This is a genomic window from Streptomyces sp. NPDC030893 (assembly GCF_055571535.1).
The window spans coordinates 21,502-48,213 of sequence record NZ_JBVIFC010000009.1; the positions used below are offsets into that span (position 1 = coordinate 21,502).

Sequence of the window (26,712 nt, forward strand, 5' to 3'; positions counted from 1 at the left end):
ACGGACAAGGCCCGCTCCCGCCGATCTTGTGGGCCGGTCCGTGGCACTTCCTCTCAGCGCACCTCGTTACCATGCGTGGACGCACATTCCGACGACCACTGACGACGACGAGGGACGGGCGAGCGCGTGGCCGAGGCGGCAGACTTCCAGGGGACACGTCCCTCACCTGCCCGCCGCTGGCTGCGGCGCACCGGGACTCTGCTCGCCGGAGCGCCCCTGCTGGCCGGGCTGCTCCAGCTACCGGCCGCGCCCCCCGCCGGCGCGGTCGCACCGGATGTCTCGCAAGCCCCTTCCGGGCCGGGCTCGGTCGACGTTTCGGTGAACTCCCTCACCCCGGGTGCGCCCACCGAGGGCGACACCGTGACCGTGTCCGGGACCGTGACCAACAAGGGCAGGCACGCCGTCACCGACGCCCACGTCGGCCTGCGCGTAGGGCCGCTGCTGAACACCCGGTCGGCCATCGAATCCGTCGCCAAGGACAGCGACGACGTCCGGAGCGACATCGGCCCGGAGATCGACGACAAGTACTCCGAGGAGTTCTCCGAGCTCACCCCGGGTGTCTCGCAGCCCTTCACCCTCTCCGTACCGGTGAAGGAGCTGGACCTCGGGAAGGACGGCGTCTACCAGCTGGCCGTCGCCCTGGCCGGGGAGACCTCGGCACAGCCCTGGGAACAGACGCTCGGCGTCCAGCGGACGTTCCTGCCCTGGAAGCCCGAGGGAAGCGGCACGAAGACGAAGACGACGTTCATGTGGCCCCTGATCTCCACGGTCCACATGACGGCGGAGACAGGCTCGGACGAGCAGCAGACGCCGGTCTTCCACGACGACGAACTCGCCGAGGAGATCGCCCCGGGCGGCCGGCTGGACCGCATGGTGGCGCTGGGCAAGGACCTCGACGTCACCTGGGTGATCGATCCGGACCTGCTGGCGTCCGCCGAAGCGATGACCGAGCGTTACGAGATCGCCGGTGAGGGTGACGACAACAGCCCCGGCGGTCATCAGGCGATCGCCAAGCGATGGCTCACCGAGGTGCAGAAGGCGGTGGCGGACAAGGAGGTCGTCGCGTTGCCGTTCGGCGACCCCGACGTGGCCTCCCTCGCCCACAACGGCACCTCGGTCACCGGCTCCCTGAGCCACCTCGAGGAAGCCACCGACGTCGCCTCCGGCACCGTGGAGTCGATCCTCCACGTGACCCCCACCACGGACTTCGCCTGGCCCGTCAACGGCGCCATCGACCCCGCCGTCGTCAGGGTCGCCACCTCCGCCGGAGCCGACAAGGTGATCGCCCGCAGCGACACCTTCGAGGAGACCGGACTGACGTACACGACCTCCGCGCCGCGCCCCATCGGAGGCGGCACCACGGCCGTCGTCGCGGACGCACGGCTGTCCACGGCGTTCCAGGGCGACATGACCAAGGCCTCGACCTCGACGCTCGCCGTCCAGCGGTTCCTGGCCCAGAGCCTCACCCTCGATCTGCAGACGGACCGGCAGCGCAGCGTCGTCGTGGCACCGCAGCGAGCACCGTCGGCGAGTCAGGCCCAGACGATGGCCGAGGCCATCGGGATCCTCCAGGACGGCACCTGGTCCGAGCCCCAGAACCTGACGGCCGCCGCCGCGGCCAAGCCGGACCCCGCCGCCACCACCAAGGTCCCCCCGGCTTCCTCGTACCCCTCCTCGCTGCGCAAGCAGGAACTCCCGAAGTCGACGTTCGAGCAGATCGTCAGGACGCAGGCCAAGCTCGACAAGTTCAAGGTGATCCTGTCCGACCAGTCCCGGGTGGTGACCCCGTTCGGACGCGCTCTGAACCGGGGCATGTCCGTGTCGTGGCGGGGCCGGCCGGCCGAGTCGGCGATCTACCGGAGCGGTGTCGAGTCGTATCTGGACGGGCTCATCGGCCGGGTGCGACTGATCGACAAGTCGGAGACGAAGCTCTCCGGACGCAGTGCCACGATCCCCGTGACGGTCCAGAACAACCTGGTGCAGGGGGTCGAGAACCTGGTACTGCGGCTCACGTCGACCAACCCGACCCGTCTGGAGATCGGCGGATCCGCCTACGAGGAGCAGCCTGTCGCCGTCTCCGGCGGCCACAGCCAGTCGGTGAAGTTCACCACGTCCGCCAATGCCAACGGCAGGGCGACGGTCGTCGCCCAGCTCTACACACCGGACGGCCAGAAGTACGGCGCCCCCGTCACGTTCGACGTGAAGGTCACCGAGATCACCGCCACGGTGATGCTGGTCATCGGCGGCGGCGTACTGCTGCTCGTCCTCGCCGGATTCCGGATGTACACCCAGCGCAAGCGTGCCGCCGCCCGCGAGGCCGGGGAACAGGAACGGGAGCACGAGGCCGACGAGGACGCCGACGGCCCGCAGAACCCCGGAACACCGGCGAAGCGTCTCCCCCAGGAGTCCGCGACGGGCTCCCGGGACGAAGGCCCCGAGCAGGCGGGTGACCCGGCACCGGACACCGCACCGGAAAACGCGGACCCGTCGGGCACGGGTGAGAGAGTGGACCGTTGAGGATGTCGTGGCCGGTGGGCCCGGGACGATGAGGTGGGGTAACCATGAACGCGCCGTACGACGGTGACCGCGGCCGTGCCGCGGGCGACTCGGGCCACCCCGAGTCGGACCTCCCCGAGGGTCCGCCGCCCGGGCACGGCCAGGTGCCCCAGCCGCCCGGGGACCCGTACCTCCAGGACGCCTACCACCAGGACCCCTACCGGGCGCAGGACATCGCCGCGCAGGACCCGGTCACCGAAGCGCTCTACGACCGCGCCGCGCACCCGCCGCCCGCTCCCGGCACCTACCCCCCTCAGCAGCCGCTGTACGGGCAGCCGCCGCAGTCTCCGTACGCTCCCGATCCACGCGTGTGGGCCCGGACGCCCCCGCCGGAGCCGGACGGTCCGACGCAGCACCTGCCCTACGGCGACGACCCGCGCACGACACAGTTCGTGGGTGTGGACGACCTGGTCGGCCACGCCGGGGAGCAGCGCCACGAGCCGGATGCCTTCGCCCATCTCTTCCGTGACCAGCAGCAGAGCGGTGCCTTCCCGGACCAGCAGCAGGGCGGTTACCCCCAGCAGCCCGGCGGCGGGCACCCGGGGCACGTACCGGTGGGCGACCCACAGCAGCACTACGCGTCCGCACCGGTGCCCGGCCCCACCTCCCCGGCACCCGGCCACTACGCCGGAGCCACTCCGCCTCCCGCCGCCGAGGCACCGGTACCGGAGCCCCCTCCCGCTCCGAAGAAGGGCGGCCGGGCCGGGGGACTGCTGAAGTCGAGCGCCGTGATGGCGGCCGGCACGATGGTGTCCCGCCTCACGGGCTTCATCCGGTCCGCGCTCATCGTCTCGGCCCTGGGCCTCGGCCTGCTCGGCGACTCGTTCCAGGTCGCCTACCAGTTGCCGACGATGATCTACATCCTGACCGTGGGCGGTGGTCTCAACTCCGTCTTCGTGCCGCAACTCGTGCGGGCCATGAAGGACGACGAGGACGGAGGCGAGGCGTACGCCAACCGTCTGCTGACGCTGGTGATGGTGGCCCTGGCCGCGCTCACCGCCCTCGCGTGGCTGGCCGCACCGCTCCTGGTCCGCGCCCTGTCCAACCCCGTCGCCACCGACCCCGCGGCCAATGACGTCGCCGTCACCTTCACCCGCTTCTTCCTGCCCTCGATCTTCTTCATGGGCGTTCACGTGGTGATGGGTCAGATCCTCAACGCGCGCGGCCGGTTCGGCGCGATGATGTGGACACCGGTCCTGAACAACCTCGTCATCATCGTCACGCTCGGTACGTTCATCTGGGTCTACGGCACGGCCGGGGACTCCAGGATGGAGGTCACGAACATCCCGCCGGAGGGCCAGCGGCTGCTCGGCGTGGGTGTGCTGCTCGGACTCGTCGTCCAGGCCCTCGCGATGATCCCCTACCTGCGGGAGACCGGCTTCCGGCTCCGGCTGCGCTTCGACTGGAAGGGCCACGGGCTCGGCAAGGCGGCGATGCTCGCCAAGTGGACCATCCTGTTCGTCCTCGCCAACCAGGCGGGTGCTCTGGTCGTGACCCAGCTGTCCACGGCCGCGGGCCTGGACTCCGCCGCCGAGGGCACCGGCTTCGCGGCCTACGCCAACGCCCAGCTGATCTGGGGGCTGCCCCAGGCCATCATCACCGTCTCCCTGATGGCCGCGCTCCTGCCCCGCATCTCCCGCTCGGCAGCCGACGACGACGCCGGTGCCGTCCGCGACGACATCTCCCAGGGCCTGCGCACGACAGCCGTCGCGATCGTGCCGATCGCCTTCGGCTTCGTGTCGCTCGGCATCCCGATGTGCACCCTGATGTTCGGTTCCTCGGGCACCGGAGCGGCCACCAACATGGGGTACATGCTGATGGCCTTCGGCCTCGGCCTGATCCCCTATTCCGTGCAGTACGTCGTGCTGCGGGCCTTCTACGCGTACGAGGACACCCGAACGCCCTTCTACAACACGGTCATCGTGGCCGCGGGCAACGCGGTCGCCTCCGCCATCTGCTACTTCGTGCTCCCGGCCCGCTGGGCCGTGGTCGGCATGTCCGCCTCCTACGGTCTGGCCTACGTGATCGGTGTCGGCGTCGCCTGGCGCAGGCTGCGCAAGCGGCTGGGCGGGGACCTGGACGGCGCCCGGGTACTGCGGACCTACGCCCGGCTGTGCATCGCCTCGGTACCGGCCGCGCTGCTCAGCGGCGCGGCCTGCTACGGCATCAGCCAGACGCTCGGCCAGGGGGTCGTGGGCTCGTTCGCCGCACTGCTGGGCGGCGGGGCCGTCCTGCTCGGGGCCTTCTACGTGGCGGCCCGGCGGATGCGCATCGACGAGGTCAACTCGCTGGTCGGTATGGTGCGCGGACGCCTGGGACGCTGAAGCCGGGGGTAGGCGCACAACCATCAACGGCCCCTGTGTGTCGTGCATAGCGGCGGACTGTGGGCACAATTGGTTTCGGCGACGGACGGTGCGACGGACACCGACCGACGCGCACAAGGATGGGGAGGCAGGGAACGACGGTGGCAGAACGGAGCACAGCTGCCGTCGACGTGGCAGACAACAGCGGCGAGCAGCCGCTGACCGCACAGGCGGACCAGTCCACGGCCGACGGGGTGGCCAAGAACCGGGAGCGGGACACGGACAGCGACGAGGCACAGGAGAACACCGGGACCGACGGTTCCGGGAAGACCTCGCCGCCGGAACTCCACAGCGGCCACAAGCTCGCCAGACGCTACCGCCTCGAGGAGTGCGTCACCCGTCTGGACGGATTCAGCAGTTGGCGTGCCGTGGACGAGAAGCTCCGCCGCGCCGTCGGCGTGCACATCCTGCCCGCCGATCACACGCGTGCCCGGTCCGTGCTGGCCGCCGCCCGCTCCTCCGCGCTGCTGGGCGACCCGCGCTTCGTCCAGGTGCTGGACGCCGTCGAGGAGAACGACGTCGTCTACGTCGTGCACGAATGGCTCCCTGACGCCACCGAGCTGACCACGCTCCTGGCCACGGGCCCCCTGGAGGTGTACGACGCCTACCAGATGGTCAGTCAGATCTCGGCGGCCATGGCCGCGGCACACCGCGAGGGCCTCGCCCATCTGCGTCTGAACCCCAACGCCGTCCTGCGCACCTCGACCGGCCAGTGGCGCATCCGCGGCCTCGCCGTCAACGCGGCGCTGCGCGGCGTCAGCTCCGACACCCCCCAGCGCACCGACACCGAGGCCATCGGTGCCCTGCTCTACGCGTCGCTCACCCAGCGCTGGCCCTACGAGAGCGACGCCCACGGCATGTCCGGCCTGCCGAAGGACATCGGTCTGATCCCGCCCGACCAAGTCCGGGCCGGTGTCCACCGCGGACTGTCCGAGCTGGCCATGCGTGCGCTCGCCAACGACGGCGCCACCGCCTCCCGCCACGAATCGCCCTGCACCACGCCGGAGGAGCTGGTCAAGGCGATCGGCGAGATGCCCCGCATCCGCCCGCCGGAGCCGGCCTTCACCACCCCGCCCGACTATCGGCGCACCACGTACCAGCAGGGCACCTACGGCCGGCCGGCACCGCACCCCGGCGCCACGCAGCCGGTGGCGGTGCCACCTCCCCCGCTGCAGAGCCGTACCGGCAAGGCATTGAAGTGGGCCGTCTCCGCGCTGCTCATCGCCGCGCTGGGCCTGGGCAGTTGGCAGCTCGCGGACGCCCTGATGGAGCAGGGCGGCAAGGCGGAGGACACGAACAAGACGCAGACGACGGAAGAGGACGACAAGAACGACACGAAGCCCGCGCCCGCCAGGCCGCTCACCGTCCGGGGCGCCCAGGAGTACATCGCCAAGGGTGAGGCCCAGGCGCCGGGGGACGTGGCCAAGACCTACGACGGCGACAGCTCGACCTACTGGCGCACCAACAGCTTCATCGACGGTCCGGACATGAATCCCGCCTTCAAACCCGGCGTGGGCATCGTCTACGACCTCGGTTCCGAGCAGACGGTCCAGTCCTCGTCGATAGGCCTGCGCTACGCGGGTGACCACACGACCATCACGTTGTACGCGACGGACTCGATGAGCTCGTCGACGCCCATCGGTTCCATGCGGAAACTGGGCACGGTCACGACGAACGGGAACGAGGCCACGGTGAAGGCCGACAAGCCGGCGAAGACCCGGTACGTGCTGGTCTGGATCACCGCCATGCCGCACGCGCCCGGTGACACCTACAGCAGCGCCGGCCACAAGCAGGGCATCACCGATCTGAAGTTCACCGGCTGACGTCTCGGCGAAGGGGGAGGGTCGGATGGCCGACGGCACCGCGTACGGCGACGCTGACGACCAGGAACTCCTCTCCCGCCATGTGAAGGGCGACCCCGACGCCTTCGGTGAGCTCGTGCGCCGGCACCGGGACCGGCTCTGGGCCGTGGCCCTGCGCACCCTGGGCGACCGCGAGGAGGCCGCTGACGCCGTCCAGGACGCCCTCGTCTCCGCCTATCGGGCCGCCCACACCTTCCGCGGCCAGTCCGCCGTCACGACGTGGCTGCACCGGATCACGGTGAACGCCTGTCTGGACCGTGCGCGCAAGGCGGCCTCCAGGAAGACCGCCCCGGTCGACGACACGGAACGCCTGGAGCAGCTGCTGGAGCCGCACGAGTCCGCCTCGGCACCCGCGGAACGCAACGACCTGCACCGCCAGCTCATCGAGGCGATGGGCACACTGCCGCCCGACCAGCGGGCCGCGCTCGTTCTCGTGGACATGCAGGGCTACCCGGTCGCCGAGGCCGCCCGCATCCTCGATGTTCCGACCGGCACCGTGAAGAGCCGGTGCGCCCGCGGCCGGGCAAGACTCCTGCCCCTGCTCAGCCACCTACGACCGGACGGCAGTGGTGGGGGCCAGAAGCAGGGCGGGGCACGGAACCGGACCCAGGGGGCGTCCGTCCCACCCGCAGCGGGCCCGCAACGACCGGACCCGCCGGACGCGGGAACGAATGACCCGGCGGCAGCGAAGGGCGGAGGTGGGCGAGCGTGACATCGACGAAGGACATGGCGGAGCACCCGGACGTCATGGAGATCTCCGACCTCGCCGAGGGGATCCTCCCGCCGGCCCGGAGCGCGGACGTACGCCGGCATCTGGAGGCGTGCCCTCTCTGTGCGGACGTCCACGCCTCTCTCGAAGAGATTCGGAGTCTGCTCGGAACGGTGGCAGGTCCGCCCCGCATGCCCGCCGAGGTTGCGGGCCGTATCGACGCGGCGCTCGCCGCGGAGGCCCTGCTGCATGCCACGGCGCCGGAGCCCGAGGCTGCCGACGAACCGGTCACCGCTTCCCCCGCATCCCCGGACGACGAGCAATCTCATGTTTCACGTGAAACATCGACGCCCGCGGACCGGCCGACCGGACGCCCCCGCTCCTCGACGACCGGGCCGGGGCGCAAGGGGCGTCTGCGTGGCGGGCGCCGACGGGTCGCCGTTCTGGGGACCGTCTTCACTGTCGCCGCTCTGGGCCTCGGTTCCGTGGTGCTGTCGTCCATGAACGGCGACACGGGGCCTGATGACGGGCACCGGACGACCACGGCCGACACCTTCTCCGAGGAGGAACTGGAAAAGCAGGTCTCCGCTCTCCTCACGGCGAGCCGAGGCCAGGTCAAGGGCTCCAGTTCCCCCCAGACCTTCGGACTGGAATCGGAGTCCGGTGGCGCCGCGAAGCCGAAGGTGCTCAAGGAGCCCACGGTGCCGCAGTGTGTCCGCGAAGGCATCGGACGCAATGACACCGCCCTCGCCACCGAGCAGGGAACCTACGAGGGAAAGGAAGCACTTCTCGTCGTGCTTCCCGATGCCTCGGACGAGACCCGTGTCACCGCTTACGTCGTCGATGCGACATGCGTGGGTACTCGGTCCTCGGCCGCCACTGCGGAGGTTCTGCTGAAGCATTCCTACACGCGCTGACGGTCCGCCCCATGGTCTCCGCCGGGCGTGGCCACCCGTGGGGTGTGTGCCCTTTCCTGCCGCCGGAGGGCCGTGTCCGTGTGCGTGGGCACACCGGGAATGCCCGCCCCTTAGGATCCGTTGGACGGGGTGAGAGTCCCGACAGAAGCTTCCCCCGGTCGAACGACGCAGACCAGAGACGAGGAATCAAGCCGTGAGCGACGTCCGTAACGTGATCATCATCGGTTCGGGGCCCGCCGGCTACACGGCGGCGCTCTACACCGCCCGTGCGTCGCTGAAGCCCTTGGTCTTCGAGGGCGCTGTCACCGCCGGCGGCGCGCTGATGAACACCACTGATGTGGAGAACTTCCCGGGTTTCCAGGACGGCATCATGGGCCCCGAGCTCATGGACAACATGCGGGGCCAGGCGGAGCGCTTCGGCGCCGAGCTCGTCCCGGACGACGTGGTCTCCGTCGACCTGACCGGAGAGATCAAGACCGTCACGGACACCGCCGGCACGGTGCACAAGGCGAGGTCCGTCATCGTCGCCACCGGCTCGCAGCACCGCAAGCTCGGTCTCCCCAACGAGGACGCCCTCTCCGGCCGCGGCGTCTCGTGGTGCGCCACATGTGACGGCTTCTTCTTCAAGGACCAGGACATCGCGGTGATCGGTGGTGGCGACACCGCGATGGAGGAGGCCACCTTCCTCTCGCGCTTCGCCAAGTCCGTGACGATCGTCCACCGTCGTGACACTCTGCGCGCCTCCAAGGCGATGCAGGAGCGCGCCTTCGCCGACCCCAAGATCTCGTTCATCTGGGACAGTGAGGTCGCCGAGGTCCAGGGCGACCAGAAGCTCTCGGGTCTGAAGCTGCGCAACGTCAAGACGGGCGAGCTCTCCGACCTGGCGGTGACGGGTCTGTTCATCGCGATCGGCCACGACCCGCGCACCGAGCTCTTCAAGGGCCAGCTGGAGCTGGACGAGGAGGGCTACCTGAAGGTGGAGGCGCCCTCGACGCGCACGAACGTCACCGGTGTCTTCGCCGCCGGCGACGTGGTCGACCACACCTACCGCCAGGCGATCACCGCAGCCGGTACCGGCTGCTCCGCGGCTCTCGACTCGGAGCGGTTCCTCGCCGCCCTCTCGGACGAGGAGAACGCCGAGCCCGAGAAGACCGCTGTCTGACCCCCACACGCCCCACGCATCAACCAGTTAAGGAGCCCGCTGTGGCCGGCACCCTGAAGAACGTGACCGACGATTCCTTCGAGCAGGACGTCCTCAAGAGCGACAAGCCTGTTCTGGTGGACTTCTGGGCCTCCTGGTGCGGTCCGTGCCGCCAGATCGCTCCCTCCCTCGAGGCGATCGCCGCCGAGTACGGGGACAAGATCGAGGTCGTCAAGCTGAACATCGACGAGAACCCGGGTACGGCGGCCAAGTACGGCGTCATGTCCATCCCCACCCTGAACGTCTACCAGGGTGGCGAGGTCGCGAAGACCATCGTCGGGGCGAAGCCGAAGGCCGCGATCGTTCGCGACCTCGAGGCCTTCATCGCCGAGTAGCGGCGGACCGCCACACCAGCGGTACATGTTTCACGTGAAACACGAATGGGCCGGCCCAGAAGGGCTGGCCCATTCGCATGAGATGCGGAGGGAGTAGCCAGGAGATGCGGTTCAGAGGGGGCGCAGTGCCGGTTCCTTCTGCACGGCTCCGAGCAGCCGGTCCAGTGCCATCTCCACGTCTTCCTTCCAGGAGAGTGCTGTCCTGAGCTCCAGTCTCAGCCGAGGGTTCGTGGGGTGCGGGCGGACCGTTTTGAATCCCACGGCCAGCAGATGGTCGGCCGGCAGGACACAAGCGGGCTCCTTCCAACGAGCGTCACCGAAGGCCTCGATCGCTTTGAACCCCCGGCGGAGCAGATCCTTCGCCACCGTCTGTACCATCACCCGACCCAGTCCCTGCCCCTGGTAGCCGGGCAGGATGAACCCGGTCATCAGCTGCACCGCATCGGGCGCCACAGGGCTTGTGGGAAATGCCGTGGACCGAGGCACATAGGCAGGGGGAGCGTAGAGGACGAAGCCCACCGGTACGTCGTCGACATAGACGACTCGGCCGCAGGACCCCCAGTCCAGAAGAACCGAGGAGATCCACGACTCCTTCTCGACCGCGGACGTACCCGCCTTCAGCGCTGCTTCGCCACTGACGGGGTCCCTCTCCCAGAAGACACACGAGCGACAGCGCTCGGGGAGATCCTGAAGGTTGTCCAGCGTGAGCGGTACGAGCCGACGGCCCATGGAGGCTGTTCCTCGCTTCCTTCACCCGCTGCCACACGGGCGGCTGTCAAAGCGCTCCGTTCCCTGAGCAGGCTGCCGATGAAGCCGCTGACGGCGCCCACCCCCAGCCCCGCGCTCACCAGTCCGGTACGGCTCGTCATTCGCATGGCCCTCGCCCTGCTCTCAGAGGTACTGCTGGGTGAATGCGCCCTGTCCGAACGCATCGTATCCAGGAAGCGATTCCATCGATACCGCCAGAAAGCAAAGGACGGACCGTGTTCCGGTACACACCGGACATGGTCCGTCCTGCTCGGCTGCGCGGTCCGTCCGGGCAGTCGGCGGCTCAGGCCTCTGGCTCCGTGGAGTCGTCGTCCACCAGGCTCTTCTGCAGTACGGGCCCCTCACCGGGAGCAAGGGAGCCGAGGATGCGCTCCAGGTCCTCCATGGAGGCGAACTCGACGGTGATCTTGCCCTTCTTCTGTCCCAGGTCGACCTTCACCCTGGTCTCGAAGCGATCGGAAAGACGCGTCGCGAGGTCGGTCAGCGCGGGCGACACCAGGGCGCCGGCACGCGGTCCCTTGGACCGCTGGGCCTTCTGCGGCCGTGACCCCATCAGGGTCACGATCTCCTCGACGGCCCGGACGGAAAGACCTTCGGCCACGATCCGGTGGGCCAGCCGATCCTGCTCCTCGGAGTCCTCGACGGACAGCAGTGCGCGTGCGTGTCCGGCGGACAGCACACCGGCCGCGACCCGGCGCTGAACGGTCGGCGAGAGCTTCAACAACCGCAGCGTGTTGGACACCTGCGGACGAGACCGACCGATGCGGTCCGCCAGCTGATCGTGCGTGCAGTTGAAGTCCTTGAGCAGCTGGTCGTACGCAGCAGCCTCTTCCAGCGGATTCAGCTGGGCGCGATGCAGGTTCTCCAGCAGCGCGTCCAGGAGCAGCTTCTCGTCGTCCGTGGCCCGCACGATCGCCGGGATGGCCTCGAGGCCCGCCTCGTGGCAGGCACGCCACCGGCGTTCGCCCATGATGAGCTCATAGCGCCCGGGCCCTACCTGCCGTACGACGACCGGCTGGAGGAGTCCGACTTCCTTGATGGAGGTGATCAGCTCGGACAGCGCGTCCTCGTCGAAGACCTCCCGGGGCTGCCGAGGGTTCGGCGTAATGGCGTCCAGAGGAATCTCGGCGAAGTGAGCACCCACCGGCGGCGCGGGCATGCCCACAGCGCCTCGTGCTGAAAGCTCTTCCGTTTCACGTGAAACAGGAGGCAGTGTCGCTACCTTCGCCGCTGCGACACCACGCTCGTTCGGCAGCGTGGGAACCGCGGCAGGGGAGGCGGAGACGTTACCTCCCAACGCGGCCGGCGGCACCGTCTTCTCCGTCGGGGCAGCAGGGATCAGTGCACCGAGACCACGGCCCAGCCCCCTCCGTCGATCACTCACTGGACGCCCTCCACCATGGTCGGATCATTCTGCTGTGCGCCGCTGTGTGCCTGCGCTGCGTCGTAACTGACGCCCACACCTCTCAGCGCGATCTCTCGTGCCGCCTCGAAGTAGGAGAGGGCACCACTCGATCCAGGATCGTAAGTCAGTACGGTCTGCCCATAGCTCGGCGCCTCCGAGATGCGGACAGAGCGGGGAATGCTCGTCCGCAGAACCTCGTCACCGAAGTGGGTACGCACCTCGTCCGCGACCTGCGACGCGAGCCGCGTCCGACCGTCGTACATGGTGAGCAGGATCGTCGAGACATGCAGGGAGGGGTTGAGGTGCCCACGCACCAGGTCGACGTTGCGGAGCAGCTGCCCGAGTCCTTCCAGCGCGTAGTACTCGCACTGGATCGGAATCAGGACCTCCTGGCCGGCCACCAGGGCGTTGACCGTCAACAGACCGAGTGAGGGCGGGCAGTCGATGAGGATGTAGTCCAGCGGCTGTTCATAGGCCTGGATGGCCCGCTGCAGCCGGCTCTCCCGCGCCACCAGCGAGACCAGCTCGATCTCCGCACCGGCGAGATCGATGGTGGCGGGCGCGCAGAAGAGACCCTCGACGTCCGGAACCGGCTGGACGACCTCCGCGAGCGGTTTGCTCTCCACCAGTACGTCGTAGATGGAGGGGACCTCCGCATGATGGTCGATGCCCAGGGCCGTGGACGCATTGCCCTGAGGATCGAGGTCGATCACCAGCACACGGGCGCCGTGCAGAGCGAGCGACGCGGCAAGGTTGACGGTGGTCGTCGTCTTACCGACGCCGCCCTTCTGGTTGGCGACCACGATGACGCGGGTCTGCTCGGGCCGTGGCAGGCCCTCACCGGCACGGCCCAGAGCCTCCACCGCCAGTTGGGCAGCACGACCGATGGGAGTGTCGTCCATCGGAGGCGGTGTTTCACGTGAAACATCCGCCCCGATCGATTCGGTACGGGGACCGGGGACCGGGTCGGTCATCGGTCCCGCGATGTTGGCGTCGGACCGCAAGGATTCACTCTCCTCGACTTCAGGCTCGCAATGAACAGAGCCTCCCATGCCTTCGGGGTCGTGAACCAGTGAGGCCTGACGTTCTGTGGAGAAATCCACCTCTGTGGACAACTCCATACCCCCTGGGGAGTCCGGTTCGTCGGGGACAGCGCCCTTGCCGAGAGAACCGAGAGGCTTCCGGTCACGGGGTTCGGCCGCGGCGCGGCCCCGACTGATGATGCCGTGCAGCAGTGAGCGACGTTTCACGTGAAACACGATGCACAGCGACCGAGGCGGTACCCCCGCGACACTCCGGCATGTGCACGTTTGGCAGCGTGTGTGGAGTACGTCCGGCTCTCGGGACAAGCCCTGTACCCGTCGGGCTACGCCCACCGAAGAACGACCGGATCCGCCGACTAACCGCGTCGCCGTCGGGTGCGGCCCGTACGGGCCGCCTTCGCACGCTTGGCCGCGAACCGCACGCCGCCGGGGCTCTCCCCGACCTCGACCCTCACCACAGTGGACATCGGGTCCACGACACCCTCGCCCACATGCACGATCGATGTCGTCACGGCGCCGAGCTTGCTCAGGGCCGAGGACGCGCTCTTCAACTCCTCCTCGGCGGCGTCACCCTTGAGCGCGAGCATCTCACCGTACGGCCGAAGAAGAGGAATGCCCCATGTGGCGAGGCGGTCGAGCGGAGCCACCGCACGGGCGGTCACCACATGTACCGGGGGGATCTTCCCCATGACTTCCTCGGCCCGGCCGCGCACCACCGTGACATGGTCCAGGCCCAGCAGCTCCACGACCTCGGTGAGGAAGTTGGTGCGCCGCAGCAGCGGCTCCAGCAGAGTGATCTTGAGGTCCTCCCGGACCAGTGCCAGGGGGATCCCCGGCAGACCGGCTCCCGAACCGACATCGCACACCGTCACGCCCTCGGGCACGACCTCCGAAAGCACCGCACAGTTCAGCAGATGCCTCTCCCACAGGCGGGGCACCTCACGCGGACCGATCAGACCTCGCTGAACGCCCGCTTCGGCAAGCAGCTCCGCGTACCGGACCGCGTCCGCGAAGCGATCGCCGAATACCTCGCGTGCCTGCTCGGGCGCAGGGGGAAGCTCCGCTGCCTCCGTCACTGGGGGGACCGTCCTTCCGTACCGGGCCGGCACGGAAACGCCGACACCAGAATCAGACCTATCAGGATGAGAAAAATTCGGCCCCGTCTGCGGAACAGACGGGGCCGGTGGAACGTGGAGCCGATCAGGCGGGGAGCACGACGACGAAGCGCTGAGGCTCCTCGCCCTCGGACTCGCTGCGCAGGCCGGCCGCCTTGACCGCGTCGTGCACGACCTTGCGCTCGAACGGCGTCATCGGGTCGAGCTGGACGGCCTTTCCGCTGCTCTTGGCCTCGGCGGCTGCCTTCGCACCGATCTCGGACAGCTCGGTCCGCTTCCTGGCACGGAAGCCGCCGATGTCGAGCATGAGCCGGCTGCGGTCCCCGGTCTCCCGGTGCACGGCCAGACGCGTGAGCTCCTGGAGCGCCTCCAGCACCTCGCCGTCCCGGCCCACCAGCTTCTGCAGATCACGGCTGCTCGTGTCGCTGATGATCGAGACGGAGGCGCGGTCGGCCTCGACGTCCATGTCGATGTCGCCGTCGAGATCGGCGATGTCGAGCAGACCCTCCAGGTAGTCCGCCGCGATCTCGCCCTCCTGCTCCAGGCGGGTCAGGGTGTCTGCGCCCTCGGCAGCGGCGGCGGTGGTGCCTTCCGTCACGGGATGGACTCCTTCTTACTTCTTGGACGGGGACTTGGGCCGCTGCGGGCCCTTGCGCTGTCCGGACTGGGCCTTGCTGCGGGTACTGCCGGCGGGCTTGGCGTTGCCCTTCTTGGCAGCGGAGGCGGGCTTGGCGTCCTGGGGCTCGTCCGACTTGGTCAGCGAGGTGGGCTCGCCCGCCGCCTTGGCCGGGCCGGTCTGGCGCTGGGACTTGCTCTGCCGCTTGGGCTGCTGCCGCTTGGGGGCGGCTCCGGCGGTCGTACCGTCCTCCGCCTGGGCCGCGGCCGTGCTCTCGCCCTTGATGACCGCGCCGTCGGTCTGGGCAGCGAGACCCGCCTTGCTGAGACCGTTGATGAACTTGCGCTCGTGCTCGTTGCGGTCCCGGCCCTTGGCGACGATGGCCTTGATGATGACGCGCTGACGCCGGTTGCGGGTGCCGCCGTGGCGGGTGACCTGCTTGTGGAGGCGCTCCAGGTACGCGGCCTGGGCCTTGGACCCCGGCGTCGGGTTGTTGTGGATGACGTACATCTGCTGGCCCATGGTCCACACGTTGGTGGTCAGCCAGTAGACGAGGACACCGACCGGGAAGTTGATGCCGAAGACGGCGAAGATGATGGGGAAGACGTACATCAGCATCTTCTGCTGCTGCATGAACGGCGTCTTCACCGTGGTGTCGACGTTCTTCGTCATCAGCTGGCGCTGCGTGTAGAACTGCGACAGCGACATCAGGATGATCATGATCGCCGTCACGACGCGGACATCGGTCAGCGACGAGTTCAGCGCCTCGACCTTCTCCGAGCTGTCCGTGAACTTCGCAGCGAGCGGGGCGCCGAAGATGTGGGCCTTCTGTGCGCTCTCCAGCAGGCGTTCGTTGATCACACCGACGGTGTCGTTCGACGCGATGCTGTTGAGCACGTGGTAGAGGGCGAAGAAGAACGGCGACTGGGCCAGGATGGGAAGACACGAGGAGAGCGGGTTGGTGCCCGTCTCCTTGTAGAGCTTCATCATCTCTTCGGACTGGCGCTGCCGGTCGTTCTTGTAGCGCTCCTGGATCTTCTTCATCTCCGGCTGGAGCGTCTGCATCGCACGCGTCGCCTTGATCTGCTTCACGAAGAGCGGGATCAGGCAGATGCGGATGAGGATCACCAGGGACACGATGGACAGGCCCCAGGCCCACCCGGTGTCAGGGCCGAAGATGGCGCCGTACACGCTGTGGAACTGGACGATGACCCAGGAGACAGGCGTTGTGATGAAGCTGAAGAGGCTGGCAATCGTGTCCACTAATCATGCTCCTTGGGCATGGGACGAGGTCTCTGCGGCCGGGCTCGAAGGACTCGTCGGACTTGTGGGGGAAGTCTGTCCTTCGGTGGCCGGTTCGGCGGCGGAGGTCCCGCCCTTGCGTGCACGCCAGGCGTTACGCAGCATTTCGTGCCACCGCGGACGCTTGCGCGGCGGGACATGGTCCACACCGCCCAGCGACCACGGATTGCACCGCAGAATGCGCCAGGCCGTGAGTGCTGTGCCCTTGACGGCACCGTGCCGGTCGATGGCCGTGTAGCCGTAGTGGGAACACGACGGGTAGTACTTGCACACCGGCCCCAGCAGCGGACTGATCGTCCACTGGTAGATCTTGATCAGTGCCAGCAGCGGGTACTTCATCGCGCGCCCCCTCCCAGCAGCCGCCGCAGGGCGGCGTCCAGGTCTCGGGCCAGTTGTGCATGGTCGGCGTCGCCCGCACCGGGCAGCGCTCGTACGACTACCAGGCTACCGGGGGGCAGCTGGTCGACTCGCTCGCGCATCAGATGGCGAAGCCTGCGCTTCACCTTGTTGCGCACCACGGCACCACCCACGGCCTTGCTCACGACGAAACCCGCACGCGACGGGGGAGCGCTCTCCCCAGGCGCATGCGGGTCCGTGGCACCGCTACGAAGGTGGACGACGAGATGCTGGCGCCCGGCCCGGCGCCCTCGTCGTACCGCGGTCGCGAAGTCCTCGCGCCGCCTCAGCCGGTTGTCGGTGGGCAGCACGACGTCATGACCTGACCGGGATCAGGCGGACAGACGGGCGCGACCCTTGCTGCGGCGGGACGCGAGAATCGCGCGGCCGGCACGGGTGCGCATACGCAGCCGGAAGCCGTGGGTCTTGGCGCGACGACGGTTGTTCGGCTGGAAGGTGCGCTTGCTCACTCGGGGGCTCCAGAAGAAATCGGTGGTTGCGGGGTGCCGTCCTGGCTGTCACCGTGCGCCCACGAGTAGCTCGCGTTACGCCCGAGTGCACCGCTGACCGATCATCTTGCGCGATCTGTGCCCATCGGAGGCAGGCGGCAGCAGCCATCGACAACTCGACCTGGTTACGGTACGCGCGGCTGCGTCATTCGGTCAAACCAGCGGTCACCGGGAGACACTTGTCCACAGCCTGGGGACAACAACTTGAACCATACCGGCCGCGCTGACTACCGTGACTGGACTCCGATTCGTTCCCTTGACCCTCCACCACCCGATTTACATCCCGACCCGTCCTCCGCATCACACGATCGAGGGACCTGTGAGAGAGCGTGCCCTGTGGCTGACGTACCTGCCGATCTTGCCGCAGTGTGGCCACGCGTACTGGAACAGCTGCTCGGCGAGGGCCGCGGACAAGGAGTCGAGGGCAAGGACGAGCACTGGATCCGGCGCTGCCAGCCACTGGCGCTGGTCGCCGACACCGCCCTGCTCGCCGTACCGAACGAGTTCGCCAAGGGCGTGCTCGAGGGCCGCCTCGCGCCCGTCGTCAGCGAGAGCCTGAGCCGTGAGTGCGGCCGCCCGATCCGGATCGCGATCACGGTCGACGACACCATGGGCGACCCCCCGGCCCCGTCGGCGCCCCGCCCGCAGCCCCGCTACGAGGAGCCGGAGCTGCCCGCCGTCCGCCAGGACCGCCCCGATCACCACGACCGGCCGGAGCGCGAGTCGTACGAGGGGTACGACGGTTACGGCCGCCGCCGCGGCGACCAGCAGCAGGGCCCGTCCGGTGACCAGCTGCCCACCGCCCGCCCCGCCTACCCGTCGGAGTACCAGCGCCCCGAGCCCTCCTCCTGGCCCCGGCCGGCGCAGGAGGAGTACGGCTGGCAGCAGCAGCGCCTCGGCTTCCCGGAGCGCGATCCGTACGCCTCGCCGCCGCAGGACGGCTACGGCCCGCAGGACGGCTACGGCGGCTCACCCGCCCAGGACTACCGGCCGCAGCCGATGGAGCGGCCGTCCTCCTACGAACAGCAACGTCCGGACTACGAGCAGCAGCGCCCGGACTACGACCAGCAGCGCCCGGACTACGACACGTCGCGCGGCGACTACGACCAGCGTGACACCCGCCGCCGGGACATGCCCGAGCCGCCCCCCGGTTCCGGACACGTCCACCGCGGTGGTCCCGTCGGTCCGAACCTGCCCACCACGGGTGCGCCCGGTCCGCTGGCGGCCCAGCCGGCGCCGGCGCCCGGCCCGGGCGAGCCCACCGCGCGTCTGAACCCGAAGTACCTGTTCGACACGTTCGTCATCGGCGCGTCCAACCGCTTCGCGCACGCGGCCGCGGTGGCCGTCGCCGAGGCGCCCGCCAAGGCCTACAACCCCCTGTTCATCTACGGGGAGTCGGGCCTCGGCAAGACGCATCTGCTGCACGCGATCGGGCACTACGCGCGAAGCCTCTACCCCGGCACGCGGGTGCGGTACGTGAGCTCGGAGGAGTTCACCAACGAGTTCATCAACTCCATCCGCGACGGCAAGGGCGACAGCTTCCGCAAGCGCTACCGCGAGATGGACATTCTGCTCGTCGACGACATCCAGTTCCTGGCGGACAAGGAGTCGACGCAGGAGGAGTTCTTCCACACCTTCAACACGCTCCACAACGCCAACAAGCAGATCGTGCTCTCCAGCGACCGGCCGCCCAAGCAGCTGGTGACGCTGGAGGACCGGCTGCGGAACCGTTTCGAGTGGGGTCTGATCACCGACGTCCAGCCGCCGGAGCTGGAGACGCGCATCGCGATCCTTCGCAAGAAGGCCGTGCAGGAGCAGCTCAACGCCCCGCCGGAGGTCCTGGAGTTCATCGCCTCCCGGATCTCCCGGAACATCCGCGAGCTGGAGGGCGCGCTGATCCGGGTGACGGCGTTCGCCTCGCTCAACCGGCAGCCGGTGGATCTGGGGCTGACGGAGATCGTCCTGAAGGACCTGATGCCCGGGGGCGACGACTCCGCCCCGGAGATCACCTCGACGGCGATCATGGGCGCGACCGCCGACTACTTCGGGCTCACGGTGGAGGACCTGTGCGGTACCTCGCGCGGACGCGCGCTGGTGACCGCCCGGCAGATCGCCATGTACCTGTGCCGGGAGCTGACGGACCTGTCGCTGCCGAAGATCGGCGCGCTGTTCGGCGGCCGCGACCACACGACGGTGATGCACGCCGACCGGAAGATCCGCAATCTGATGGCCGAGCGGCGCTCGATCTACAACCAGGTCACCGAGCTCACCAACCGCATCAAGGCCGGCTGACGGCCCCGCGGACCGGTTCAGGGCGCCCTCGGAGGGATCCGGGGGCGCCCTTCCTCGTGCCTCACGCATCCCACGCTGTTCGATTTCGGGACCGGGTTACGGCCGTCCTCCACAGATTCGGTGACTTTTTCCCGTCCACATGCTGGGGACCGGGAAGTTGTCCCGATCTTGTCCACAGCGAGGCTGGTCGATGCGCCGTCCTCCCAGGTCAGCAGCCTGTGGATTCGTGGACGAACGATCTCCACAGACTGTGGACGAAGCGACGATCCACACCCTGTGCATCAAGTTGTCCACGAACAACCCACAGGCTGAGGGCCGTTGTCCCCAGCAACAGGCCGCTTCTCCACAAGACTGTCCACTGTTCGGCAACGCGACGCGTCTCCTCACCGACCCGAGTGAAAGGCGTCACACCAAGCTGCCGCGGAGGGCTGTGGGAAAGAGCCGCGAGCCTGGGGACGAAGCTGGGGAGAACTCGCCCCTCCCTGTGCACGGTGTGTGCAGAACTTTCTGTTCTCCACAGATACCCCTGGTTGTCCACGGGCTCCGCCCACAGGCCCCGTGGACAAAATCACCCCGCTGAGCTGCGGAAACGAGGTTATCCACGGTATCCACAGCCCCTACTACTACTCCCAACCAGAGAGAGCGAGGAATTCGTTTCGAAGGGGGTCCTGTGCACAACTCGCTGTCCCGGCCCCGGCTGCCCCTCGTCACGACTTGACCCCGAGGGGCACCTACTGTCAGTGCGGTGCGTCAGACTGGTGCCGGTGTCCTTCCCCGCTCGGGGGCCGACGACACCGAGTCAGACGACGAAGCCAGGCAGGGCGAGAAGCGCCGGCAACAGCAGGAGGCGGCAACAGTGAAGATCCGGGTGGAACGCGACGTACTCGCGGAGGCAGTGGCCTGGGCGGCGCGCAGCCTCCCGGCCCGTCCGCCGGCCCCTGTCCTCGCCGGCCTGCTGCTGAAGGCCGAGGAGGGGCAGCTGAGCCTGTCCAGCTTCGACTACGAGGTCTCCGCGCGGGTGTCGGTGGAGGCCGAGGTCGAGGAGGAGGGCACGGTCCTGGTCTCCGGGCGGCTGCTGGCCGACATCTCCCGTGCCCTCCCCAACCGGCCGGTGGAGATTTCCACAGACGGTGTACGGGCGACGGTGGTGTGCGGCTCCTCGCGGTTCACCCTGCACACACTGCCTGTGGAGGAGTACCCGGCCCTGCCGCAGATGCCGAACGCGACGGGCACGGTCCCCGGTGAGGTCTTCGCCTCCGCCGTGCAGCAGGTGGCGATCGCGGCCGGCCGCGACGACACCCTGCCCGTCCTCACGGGCGTGCGCATCGAGATCGAGGGCGACACCGTCACGCTCGCCTCCACCGACCGCTACCGCTTCGCGGTCCGCGAGTTCCTGTGGAAGCCGGAGAACCCGGACGCCTCCGCGGTCGCCCTGGTGCCCGCCAAGACGCTCCTGGACACCGCCAAGGCACTGACCAGCGGCGACCAGGTCATCCTGGCGCTGTCCGGCTCGGGTGCGGGCGAGGGCCTGATCGGCTTCGAGGGCGCCGGCCGCCGTACCACCACGCGGCTGCTGGAGGGCGACCTCCCGAAGTACCGCACGCTGTTCCCGACGGAGTTCAACAGCATCGCCGTGATCGAGACCGCGCCCTTCGTGGAGGCGGTCAAGCGCGTGGCCCTGGTCGCCGAGCGCAACACCCCGGTGCGGCTGAGCTTCGAGCAGGGCGTGCTCATCCTGGAGGCCGGTTCCAGCGACGACGCACAGGCTGTGGAAAGGGTCGACGCCCAGCTGGAGGGCGATGACATCTCGATCGCCTTCAACCCGACGTTCCTGCTGGACGGCCTGAGCGCCATCGACTCCCCGGTGGCCCAGCTGTCGTTCACCACGTCGACCAAGCCCGCGCTGCTCAGCGGCCGGCCCGCGGTGGACGCGGAGGCGGACGAGGCCTACAAGTACCTGATCATGCCGGTGCGGCTCAGCGGCTGAGGTGCGCCCGCCGCCGGCGCCTGCCGGAGGCGTGGGGGTCTGCCTCCACGAGCCCGCGGTACGCCGGTGGGGCTCGACGGCTGAGCACCGTGCCGGAAGCCGCAGGTGAGGGCGTGCGTGTGAGCGCGTATGCCCACAGATGTGCGCGCGCGTCCGGGTTTAGGCTCGGACGCCGGTACGTCAGTGCCGTCACGCCACGTCGCATACCTAAGGAACACAACTGATGGAGCTCGGTCTCGTCGGCCTCGGCAAGATGGGCGGCAACATGCGCGAGCGGATCCGCCGCGCAGGTCACACCGTCCTCGGATACGACCGCAACCCGGACCTCGCCGATGTCCACAGCCTGCGGGAGCTTGTGGGCAAGCTCAGCGGCCCGCGCGTGGTGTGGGTGATGGTCCCGGCCGGCGAGCCGACCCAGTCCACCATCGACGAGCTCGCCGGGCTGCTGGAGCCGGGCGACGTCGTCGTGGACGGCGGCAACTCCCGCTGGACGGACGACGAGAGGCACGCCGGGGAACTGGCGGCCAAGGGCATCGGCTTCGTCGACTGCGGCGTCTCGGGAGGCGTCTGGGGCCTGGAGAACGGCTACGCGCTGATGTACGGAGGCGACAAGGAGGACGTCGCCAAGGTGCAGCCGATATTCGACGCCCTCAAGCCCGAGGGCGACTTCGGTGCGGTGCACGCGGGCAAGGTCGGCGCGGGCCACTTCGCGAAGATGGTCCACAACGGCATCGAGTACGCCATGATGCAGGCCTACGCCGAGGGCTGGGAGCTGCTGGAGAAGGTCGACTCGGTGACCGACGTACGGGAGGTGTTCCGCTCCTGGCAGGAGGGCACCGTCATCCGCTCCTGGCTGCTGGACCTCGCGGTCGACGCGCTCGACGAGGACGAGCACCTGGACGGGCTCCGGGGTTATGCACAGGACTCCGGAGAGGGACGCTGGACCGTGGAGGCCGCGATCGACCACGCGGTCCCGCTGCCGGCCATCACGGCGTCGCTGTTCGCTCGGTTCGCCTCCCGTCAGGAGGACTCGCCGCAGATGAAGATGATCGCGGCGCTGCGCAACCAGTTCGGCGGCCACGCGGTCGAGAAGAAGTAATCCACAGGGCACGCACGCAATCCACAGGACCGCACGGCGGTCCGCAACGCCGCGGGGAGGTCGGCGAAACGACCATGCACGTCACGCATCTGTCGCTGGCCGACTTCCGCTCCTATCCCCGGGTCGAGGTCCCGCTCGACCCGGGGGTGACGGCCTTCGTCGGCCCCAACGGGCAGGGCAAGACCAACCTCGTCGAGGCGATCGGCTATCTCGCCACCCTCGGCAGCCACCGGGTCTCCTCCGACGCCCCGCTGGTCCGCATGGGCGCCGACCGGGCGATCGTCCGGGCCCAGGTCCGTCAGGGCGAGCGGCAGCAGCTGGTCGAGCTGGAGCTGAACCCGGGCCGCGCCAACCGGGCCCGCATCAACAGGTCGTCGCAGGTCAGGCCCCGGGACGTGCTCGGGATCGTCCGGACCGTGCTGTTCGCGCCCGAGGACCTCGCCCTGATCAAGGGCGATCCCGGTGAGCGGCGCCGCTTCCTGGACGAGCTGATCACCGCCCGGTCCCCGCGCATGGCCGGGGTCCGTTCCGACTACGACCGGGTGCTCAAGCAGCGCAACACCCTCCTGAAGTCGGCCGCGCTGGCCCGCCGGCACGGCGGGCGCACCCTGGATCTGTCCACGCTCGATGTGTGGGACCAGCACCTCGCGCGTGCGGGTGCCGAGCTCCTGGCGCAGCGGCTCGACCTGATCGGCGCACTCCAGCCGCTGGCCGACAAGGCGTACGAGCAGCTGGCGCCGGGCGGCGGGCCGGTCGCCCTGGAGTACAAGCCGTCCGCGCCCGGCGAGGCGCACACGCGGGAGGAGCTGTTCGAGCAGCTGATGGCCGCGCTCGCCGGGGCCCGCAAGCAGGAGATCGAGCGGGGCGTCACCCTGGTCGGCCCGCACCGCGACGACCTGCTCCTCAAGCTGGGCCGGATGCCCGCCAAGGGCTACGCCTCGCACGGCGAGTCCTGGTCCTACGCGCTGGCGCTGCGCCTGGCCTCGTACGAGCTGCTGTGCGCCGAGGGCAACGAGCCGGTGCTGGTGCTCGACGACGTCTTCGCCGAACTGGACACGCGCCGCCGTGAGCGGCTGGCCGAGCTGGTCGCGCCCGGCGAGCAGGTGCTGGTGACCGCGGCCGTCGACGACGACGTACCTCAGGTGCTGACGGGTACGCGGTTCGCCGTGGCCGAGGGAACGGTGGAACGCGTATGAGCGAGCGGGACGTGCCGGGCAGCGGCGCAGGGAAGGCGGCCCCCGAGCCCTCCGGTGTGGATCTCGCGCGTGTGGCGCTGCGCGCCGCGAAGGAGGCGGCACGCGCGCGTGGCGACGCGGTGCAGCAGAAGAAGCAGGCGCGTCGCGGCGGTCTGCGCTCGGGCGCGCGCGCCGACCGGCGCGACCCCATGGCGCTCGGCGCGGCGATCAACCGGCTGCTCACCGAGCGCGGCTGGGAAGCGCCGGCCGCGGTGGGCGGCGTGATGGGGCGCTGGCCCGAGATCGTCGGCGAGGACGTCGCCAAGCACTGCGAGCCGGAGCGCTACGACGAGGACGAGCGGGTGCTGGTGGTGCGCTGCGACTCCACGGCCTGGGCGACGAATCTGCGGCTGCTCGCGCCGACCCTGGTCGCACGGCTGAACGAGGACCTGGGGCACGGCACGGTGCGGCTGATCAAGGTCGTCGGCCCCGCCGGTCCCACCCGTCGCTTCGGGCCGCTGCGCGCCCCCGGAAGCACGGGCCCGGGGGACACGTACGGGTGACCGTAGGTCATTTCCGCCCCATCCTGCACACGTGACTGACATCACATCAGGGACTCTCGGCGGTGCGTGGGGACCGCCGTCGGACCCCTCCGCGCGCGGCCGTACACGGTGGCGAATCATCACCTGACTCCTAAGTAGCAAAGGGTTGACGGCCCGAAGCGCTGAGTGCCCTCGTGGGGCTCCTGGAGCCCCCATCCGCATATCGGGAGTCGGACGAGACCGGTTGAGGGCGGCACATGCGGACTCAGGTGCCCGCAAACCCCCATCGATGTCAGCGCTACCGGTAGAATGGAAGACAATCCCGCCCCGATCGTGGGGACCGCCCGGGAAAAGCTGAGCAACGCTGATCAAGGCTTACCAACGCAACATGCCGCAGCCGCTCCGGCAACCTGCCGCCGAGCCCGGCTCGTGGTGTGCCAGAAAGGGCGCTTCGTGGCCGATTCCGGCAACCCCAACGAGAACAACCCGTCCACCGACACCGGCGTCAGCGACGCGTCGAGCACCTCGACCGGCGAGGGCGCCACGTCGTACGACGCCAACGCCATCACCGTCCTCGAGGGCCTGGACGCGGTCCGTAAGCGACCCGGTATGTACATCGGGTCGACCGGCGAGCGGGGACTGCACCACCTCGTTCAGGAGGTCGTCGACAACTCGGTCGACGAGGCGCTGGCCGGCCATGCGGACACCATCGACGTCACGATCCTGGCGGACGGCGGCGTCCGGGTCGTCGACAACGGCCGCGGCATCCCGGTGGGCATCGTCCCCTCCGAGGGCAAGCCCGCCGTCGAGGTGGTCCTGACCGTGCTGCACGCGGGCGGCAAGTTCGGCGGCGGTGGCTACGCGGTCTCCGGCGGTCTGCACGGCGTGGGCGTCTCCGTGGTCAACGCGCTGTCCACGCGGGTCGCGGTCGAGATCAAGACCGACGGCCACCGCTGGACGCAGGAGTACAAGCTGGGTGTCCCCACCGCGCCCCTCGCCCGGCACGAGGCCACCGAGGAGACCGGCACGTCGGTCACCTTCTGGGCCGACGGCGACATCTTCGAGACCACCGACTACTCCTTCGAGACGCTCTCGCGGCGTTTCCAGGAGATGGCGTTCCTCAACAAGGGCCTCCGGATCAACCTCACCGACGAGCGTGAGTCGGCGAAGGCCACCGCCGGTGCGGACGAGGCGGGCGAGGACGAGAAGCACGAGGTCAAGGCGGTCTCGTACCACTACGAGGGCGGCATCGTCGACTTCGTGAAGTACCTCAACTCCCGCAAGGGAGAGGTGGTGCACCCCACCGTCATCGACCTCGAGGCCGAGGACAGGGACAGGCACCTGTCCCTCGAGATCGCCATGCAGTGGAACGGCGGATACACCGAGGGCGTGTACTCCTTCGCCAACATCATCCACACCCACGAGGGCGGTACGCACGAAGAGGGCTTCCGCGCGGCGCTCACCTCGCTGATCAACAAGTACGCGCGGGACAAGAAGCTGCTGCGCGACAAGGACGACAACCTCACCGGTGACGACATCCGCGAGGGTCTGACCGCGATCATCTCGGTCAAGCTGAGCGAGCCGCAGTTCGAGGGCCAGACCAAGACCAAGCTGGGCAACACCGAGGTGAAGACCTTCGTCCAGAAGGTCGTCTACGAGCACCTCAACGACTGGCTGGACCGCAACCCCAACGAGGCCGCGGACATCATCCGCAAGGGCATCGCGGCGGCCACCGCGCGTGTGGCGGCCCGCAAGGCCCGCGACCTGACCCGCCGCAAGGGCCTGCTGGAGTCGGCGTCCCTGCCGGGCAAGCTGTCCGACTGCCAGTCGAACGACCCCACCAAGTGCGAGATCTTCATCGTCGAGGGCGACTCCGCCGGCGGCTCGGCCAAGTCCGGCCGCAACCCGCAGTACCAGGCGATCCTCCCGATCCGCGGCAAGATCCTCAACGTCGAGAAGGCGCGCATCGACCGGATCCTGCAGAACCAGGAGATCCAGGCGATGATCTCCGCGTTCGGCACCGGTGTGCACGAGGACTTCGACATCGAGAAGCTCCGCTACCACAAGATCATCCTCATGGCGGACGCCGACGTCGACGGCCAGCACATCAACACCCTGCTGCTGACGTTCCTGTTCCGGTTCATGCGGCCGCTGGTCGAGGCCGGGCACGTGTTCCTCTCCCGTCCGCCGCTCTACAAGATCAAGTGGGGCAAGGACGACTTCGAGTACGCGTACTCCGACCGCGAGCGCGACGCGCTGATCGAGATGGGCCGCAACGCCGGCAAGCGCATCCGTGAGGACTCCGTGCAGCGCTTCAAGGGCCTCGGCGAGATGAACGCCGAGGAACTGCGCATCACCACGATGGACCAGGAGCACCGCGTTCTCGGCCAGGTCACCCTGGACGACGCCGCCCAGGCCGACGACCTGTTCTCGGTCCTGATGGGCGAGGACGTCGAGGCCCGCCGCGCGTTCATCCAGCGCAACGCCAAGGACGTCCGCTTCCTCGACATCTGAGTCGGT

At 68.9% G+C, this 26,712-nt stretch carries 22 protein-coding genes; 13 read left to right on the forward strand and 9 right to left on the reverse strand.

Annotated features, from left to right (window positions below; genetic code table 11):
* Positions 1-126: 126 nt before the first annotated feature.
* The 7 genes from ACZ434_RS18375 to trxA all read left to right on the forward strand — a co-directional run bounded on the left by ACZ434_RS18375 (position 127) and on the right by trxA (position 9,943).
* Positions 127-2,517: a DUF6049 family protein gene (locus tag ACZ434_RS18375; RefSeq protein WP_468456968.1), complete on the forward strand. Its 2,391-nt coding sequence runs from the start codon at positions 127-129 to the stop codon at positions 2,515-2,517.
* Positions 2,518-2,561: 44 nt separating this feature from the next.
* Entirely contained in the window at positions 2,562-4,880 is a 2,319-nt protein-coding gene (gene murJ, locus ACZ434_RS18380) for a murein biosynthesis integral membrane protein MurJ (RefSeq protein ID WP_468456970.1), read from the forward strand.
* Between the two features lie 140 nt (positions 4,881-5,020).
* Positions 5,021-6,742, forward strand: a complete 1,722-nt coding sequence (locus ACZ434_RS18385; protein WP_468456972.1) for a protein kinase family protein — start codon at positions 5,021-5,023, stop codon at positions 6,740-6,742.
* Positions 6,743-6,767: 25 nt separating this feature from the next.
* A complete protein-coding gene (gene sigM, locus ACZ434_RS18390; RefSeq protein ID WP_468456974.1) occupies positions 6,768-7,493 on the forward strand; it encodes an RNA polymerase sigma factor SigM in 726 nt (241 codons plus the stop codon).
* Entirely contained in the window at positions 7,490-8,407 is a 918-nt protein-coding gene (locus ACZ434_RS18395) for an anti-sigma factor family protein (protein ID WP_468456976.1), read from the forward strand. Before sigM ends, ACZ434_RS18395 begins: the two co-directional genes overlap by 4 nt.
* A gap of 193 nt (positions 8,408-8,600) precedes the next feature.
* Entirely contained in the window at positions 8,601-9,569 is a 969-nt protein-coding gene (trxB, locus tag ACZ434_RS18400; protein WP_468456978.1) for a thioredoxin-disulfide reductase, read from the forward strand.
* A gap of 41 nt (positions 9,570-9,610) precedes the next feature.
* Entirely contained in the window at positions 9,611-9,943 is a 333-nt protein-coding gene (trxA, locus tag ACZ434_RS18405; protein ID WP_468456980.1) for a thioredoxin, read from the forward strand.
* A gap of 111 nt (positions 9,944-10,054) precedes the next feature.
* Here trxA and ACZ434_RS18410 read toward each other — a convergent pair whose 3' ends face one another.
* The 9 genes from ACZ434_RS18410 to rpmH form a co-directional block, all read right to left on the reverse strand.
* The gene (locus tag ACZ434_RS18410) at positions 10,055-10,672 is read right to left on the reverse strand and encodes a GNAT family N-acetyltransferase (RefSeq protein ID WP_468456982.1); all 618 of its coding nucleotides are present in this window, start codon (positions 10,670-10,672) and stop codon (positions 10,055-10,057) included.
* Between the two features lie 322 nt (positions 10,673-10,994).
* Complete coding sequence (locus ACZ434_RS18415) at positions 10,995-12,095, reverse strand: ParB/RepB/Spo0J family partition protein (protein WP_468456984.1); 1,101 nt, start codon at positions 12,093-12,095, stop codon at positions 10,995-10,997.
* A complete protein-coding gene (locus ACZ434_RS18420; RefSeq protein WP_468457373.1) occupies positions 12,092-13,168 on the reverse strand; it encodes a ParA family protein in 1,077 nt (358 codons plus the stop codon). Before ACZ434_RS18420 ends, ACZ434_RS18415 begins: the two co-directional genes overlap by 4 nt.
* 347 nt (positions 13,169-13,515) lie before the next feature.
* A complete protein-coding gene (gene rsmG, locus ACZ434_RS18425) occupies positions 13,516-14,235 on the reverse strand; it encodes a 16S rRNA (guanine(527)-N(7))-methyltransferase RsmG (RefSeq protein ID WP_468456986.1) in 720 nt (239 codons plus the stop codon).
* Positions 14,236-14,359: 124 nt separating this feature from the next.
* Positions 14,360-14,872 carry a Jag family protein gene (locus ACZ434_RS18430; RefSeq protein WP_468456988.1) on the reverse strand — a complete coding sequence of 171 codons (513 nt, stop codon included), beginning with the start codon at positions 14,870-14,872 and terminating at the stop codon, positions 14,360-14,362.
* 15 nt (positions 14,873-14,887) lie between these two features.
* On the reverse strand, positions 14,888-16,153 hold the full coding sequence (yidC, locus tag ACZ434_RS18435) for a membrane protein insertase YidC (protein WP_468456990.1): 1,266 nt from the start codon (positions 16,151-16,153) through the stop codon (positions 14,888-14,890).
* Positions 16,154-16,156: 3 nt separating this feature from the next.
* A complete protein-coding gene (gene yidD / locus ACZ434_RS18440; protein WP_468456992.1) occupies positions 16,157-16,531 on the reverse strand; it encodes a membrane protein insertion efficiency factor YidD in 375 nt (124 codons plus the stop codon).
* A complete protein-coding gene (gene rnpA / locus ACZ434_RS18445) occupies positions 16,528-16,899 on the reverse strand; it encodes a ribonuclease P protein component (RefSeq protein ID WP_228966291.1) in 372 nt (123 codons plus the stop codon). The genes yidD and rnpA overlap by 4 nt, the downstream gene beginning before the upstream one ends.
* 21 nt (positions 16,900-16,920) lie before the next feature.
* Complete coding sequence (gene rpmH, locus ACZ434_RS18450) at positions 16,921-17,058, reverse strand: 50S ribosomal protein L34 (protein ID WP_003956500.1); 138 nt, start codon at positions 17,056-17,058, stop codon at positions 16,921-16,923.
* A 375-nt stretch (positions 17,059-17,433) separates the two neighbouring features.
* Between rpmH and dnaA the strand changes: the two genes are divergently transcribed.
* The 6 genes from dnaA (at position 17,434) to gyrB (ending at position 26,706) form a co-directional block, all read left to right on the forward strand.
* Entirely contained in the window at positions 17,434-19,389 is a 1,956-nt protein-coding gene (dnaA, locus tag ACZ434_RS18455) for a chromosomal replication initiator protein DnaA (protein ID WP_468456995.1), read from the forward strand.
* An 856-nt stretch (positions 19,390-20,245) separates the two neighbouring features.
* Entirely contained in the window at positions 20,246-21,376 is a 1,131-nt protein-coding gene (dnaN, locus tag ACZ434_RS18460; RefSeq protein ID WP_468457375.1) for a DNA polymerase III subunit beta, read from the forward strand.
* A 223-nt stretch (positions 21,377-21,599) separates the two neighbouring features.
* On the forward strand, positions 21,600-22,475 hold the full coding sequence (gene gnd / locus ACZ434_RS18465; RefSeq protein WP_468456997.1) for a phosphogluconate dehydrogenase (NAD(+)-dependent, decarboxylating): 876 nt from the start codon (positions 21,600-21,602) through the stop codon (positions 22,473-22,475).
* A 74-nt stretch (positions 22,476-22,549) separates the two neighbouring features.
* Positions 22,550-23,671 (forward strand): DNA replication/repair protein RecF, encoded by a 1,122-nt coding sequence (gene recF, locus ACZ434_RS18470; protein ID WP_468456999.1) that lies wholly within the window; start codon positions 22,550-22,552, stop codon positions 23,669-23,671.
* A complete protein-coding gene (locus ACZ434_RS18475) occupies positions 23,668-24,213 on the forward strand; it encodes a DciA family protein (protein ID WP_468457000.1) in 546 nt (181 codons plus the stop codon). Before recF ends, ACZ434_RS18475 begins: the two co-directional genes overlap by 4 nt.
* Positions 24,214-24,645: 432 nt before the next feature.
* Positions 24,646-26,706 carry a DNA topoisomerase (ATP-hydrolyzing) subunit B gene (gyrB, locus tag ACZ434_RS18480; RefSeq protein ID WP_468457002.1) on the forward strand — a complete coding sequence of 687 codons (2,061 nt, stop codon included), beginning with the start codon at positions 24,646-24,648 and terminating at the stop codon, positions 26,704-26,706.
* Positions 26,707-26,712: the final 6 nt, after the last annotated feature.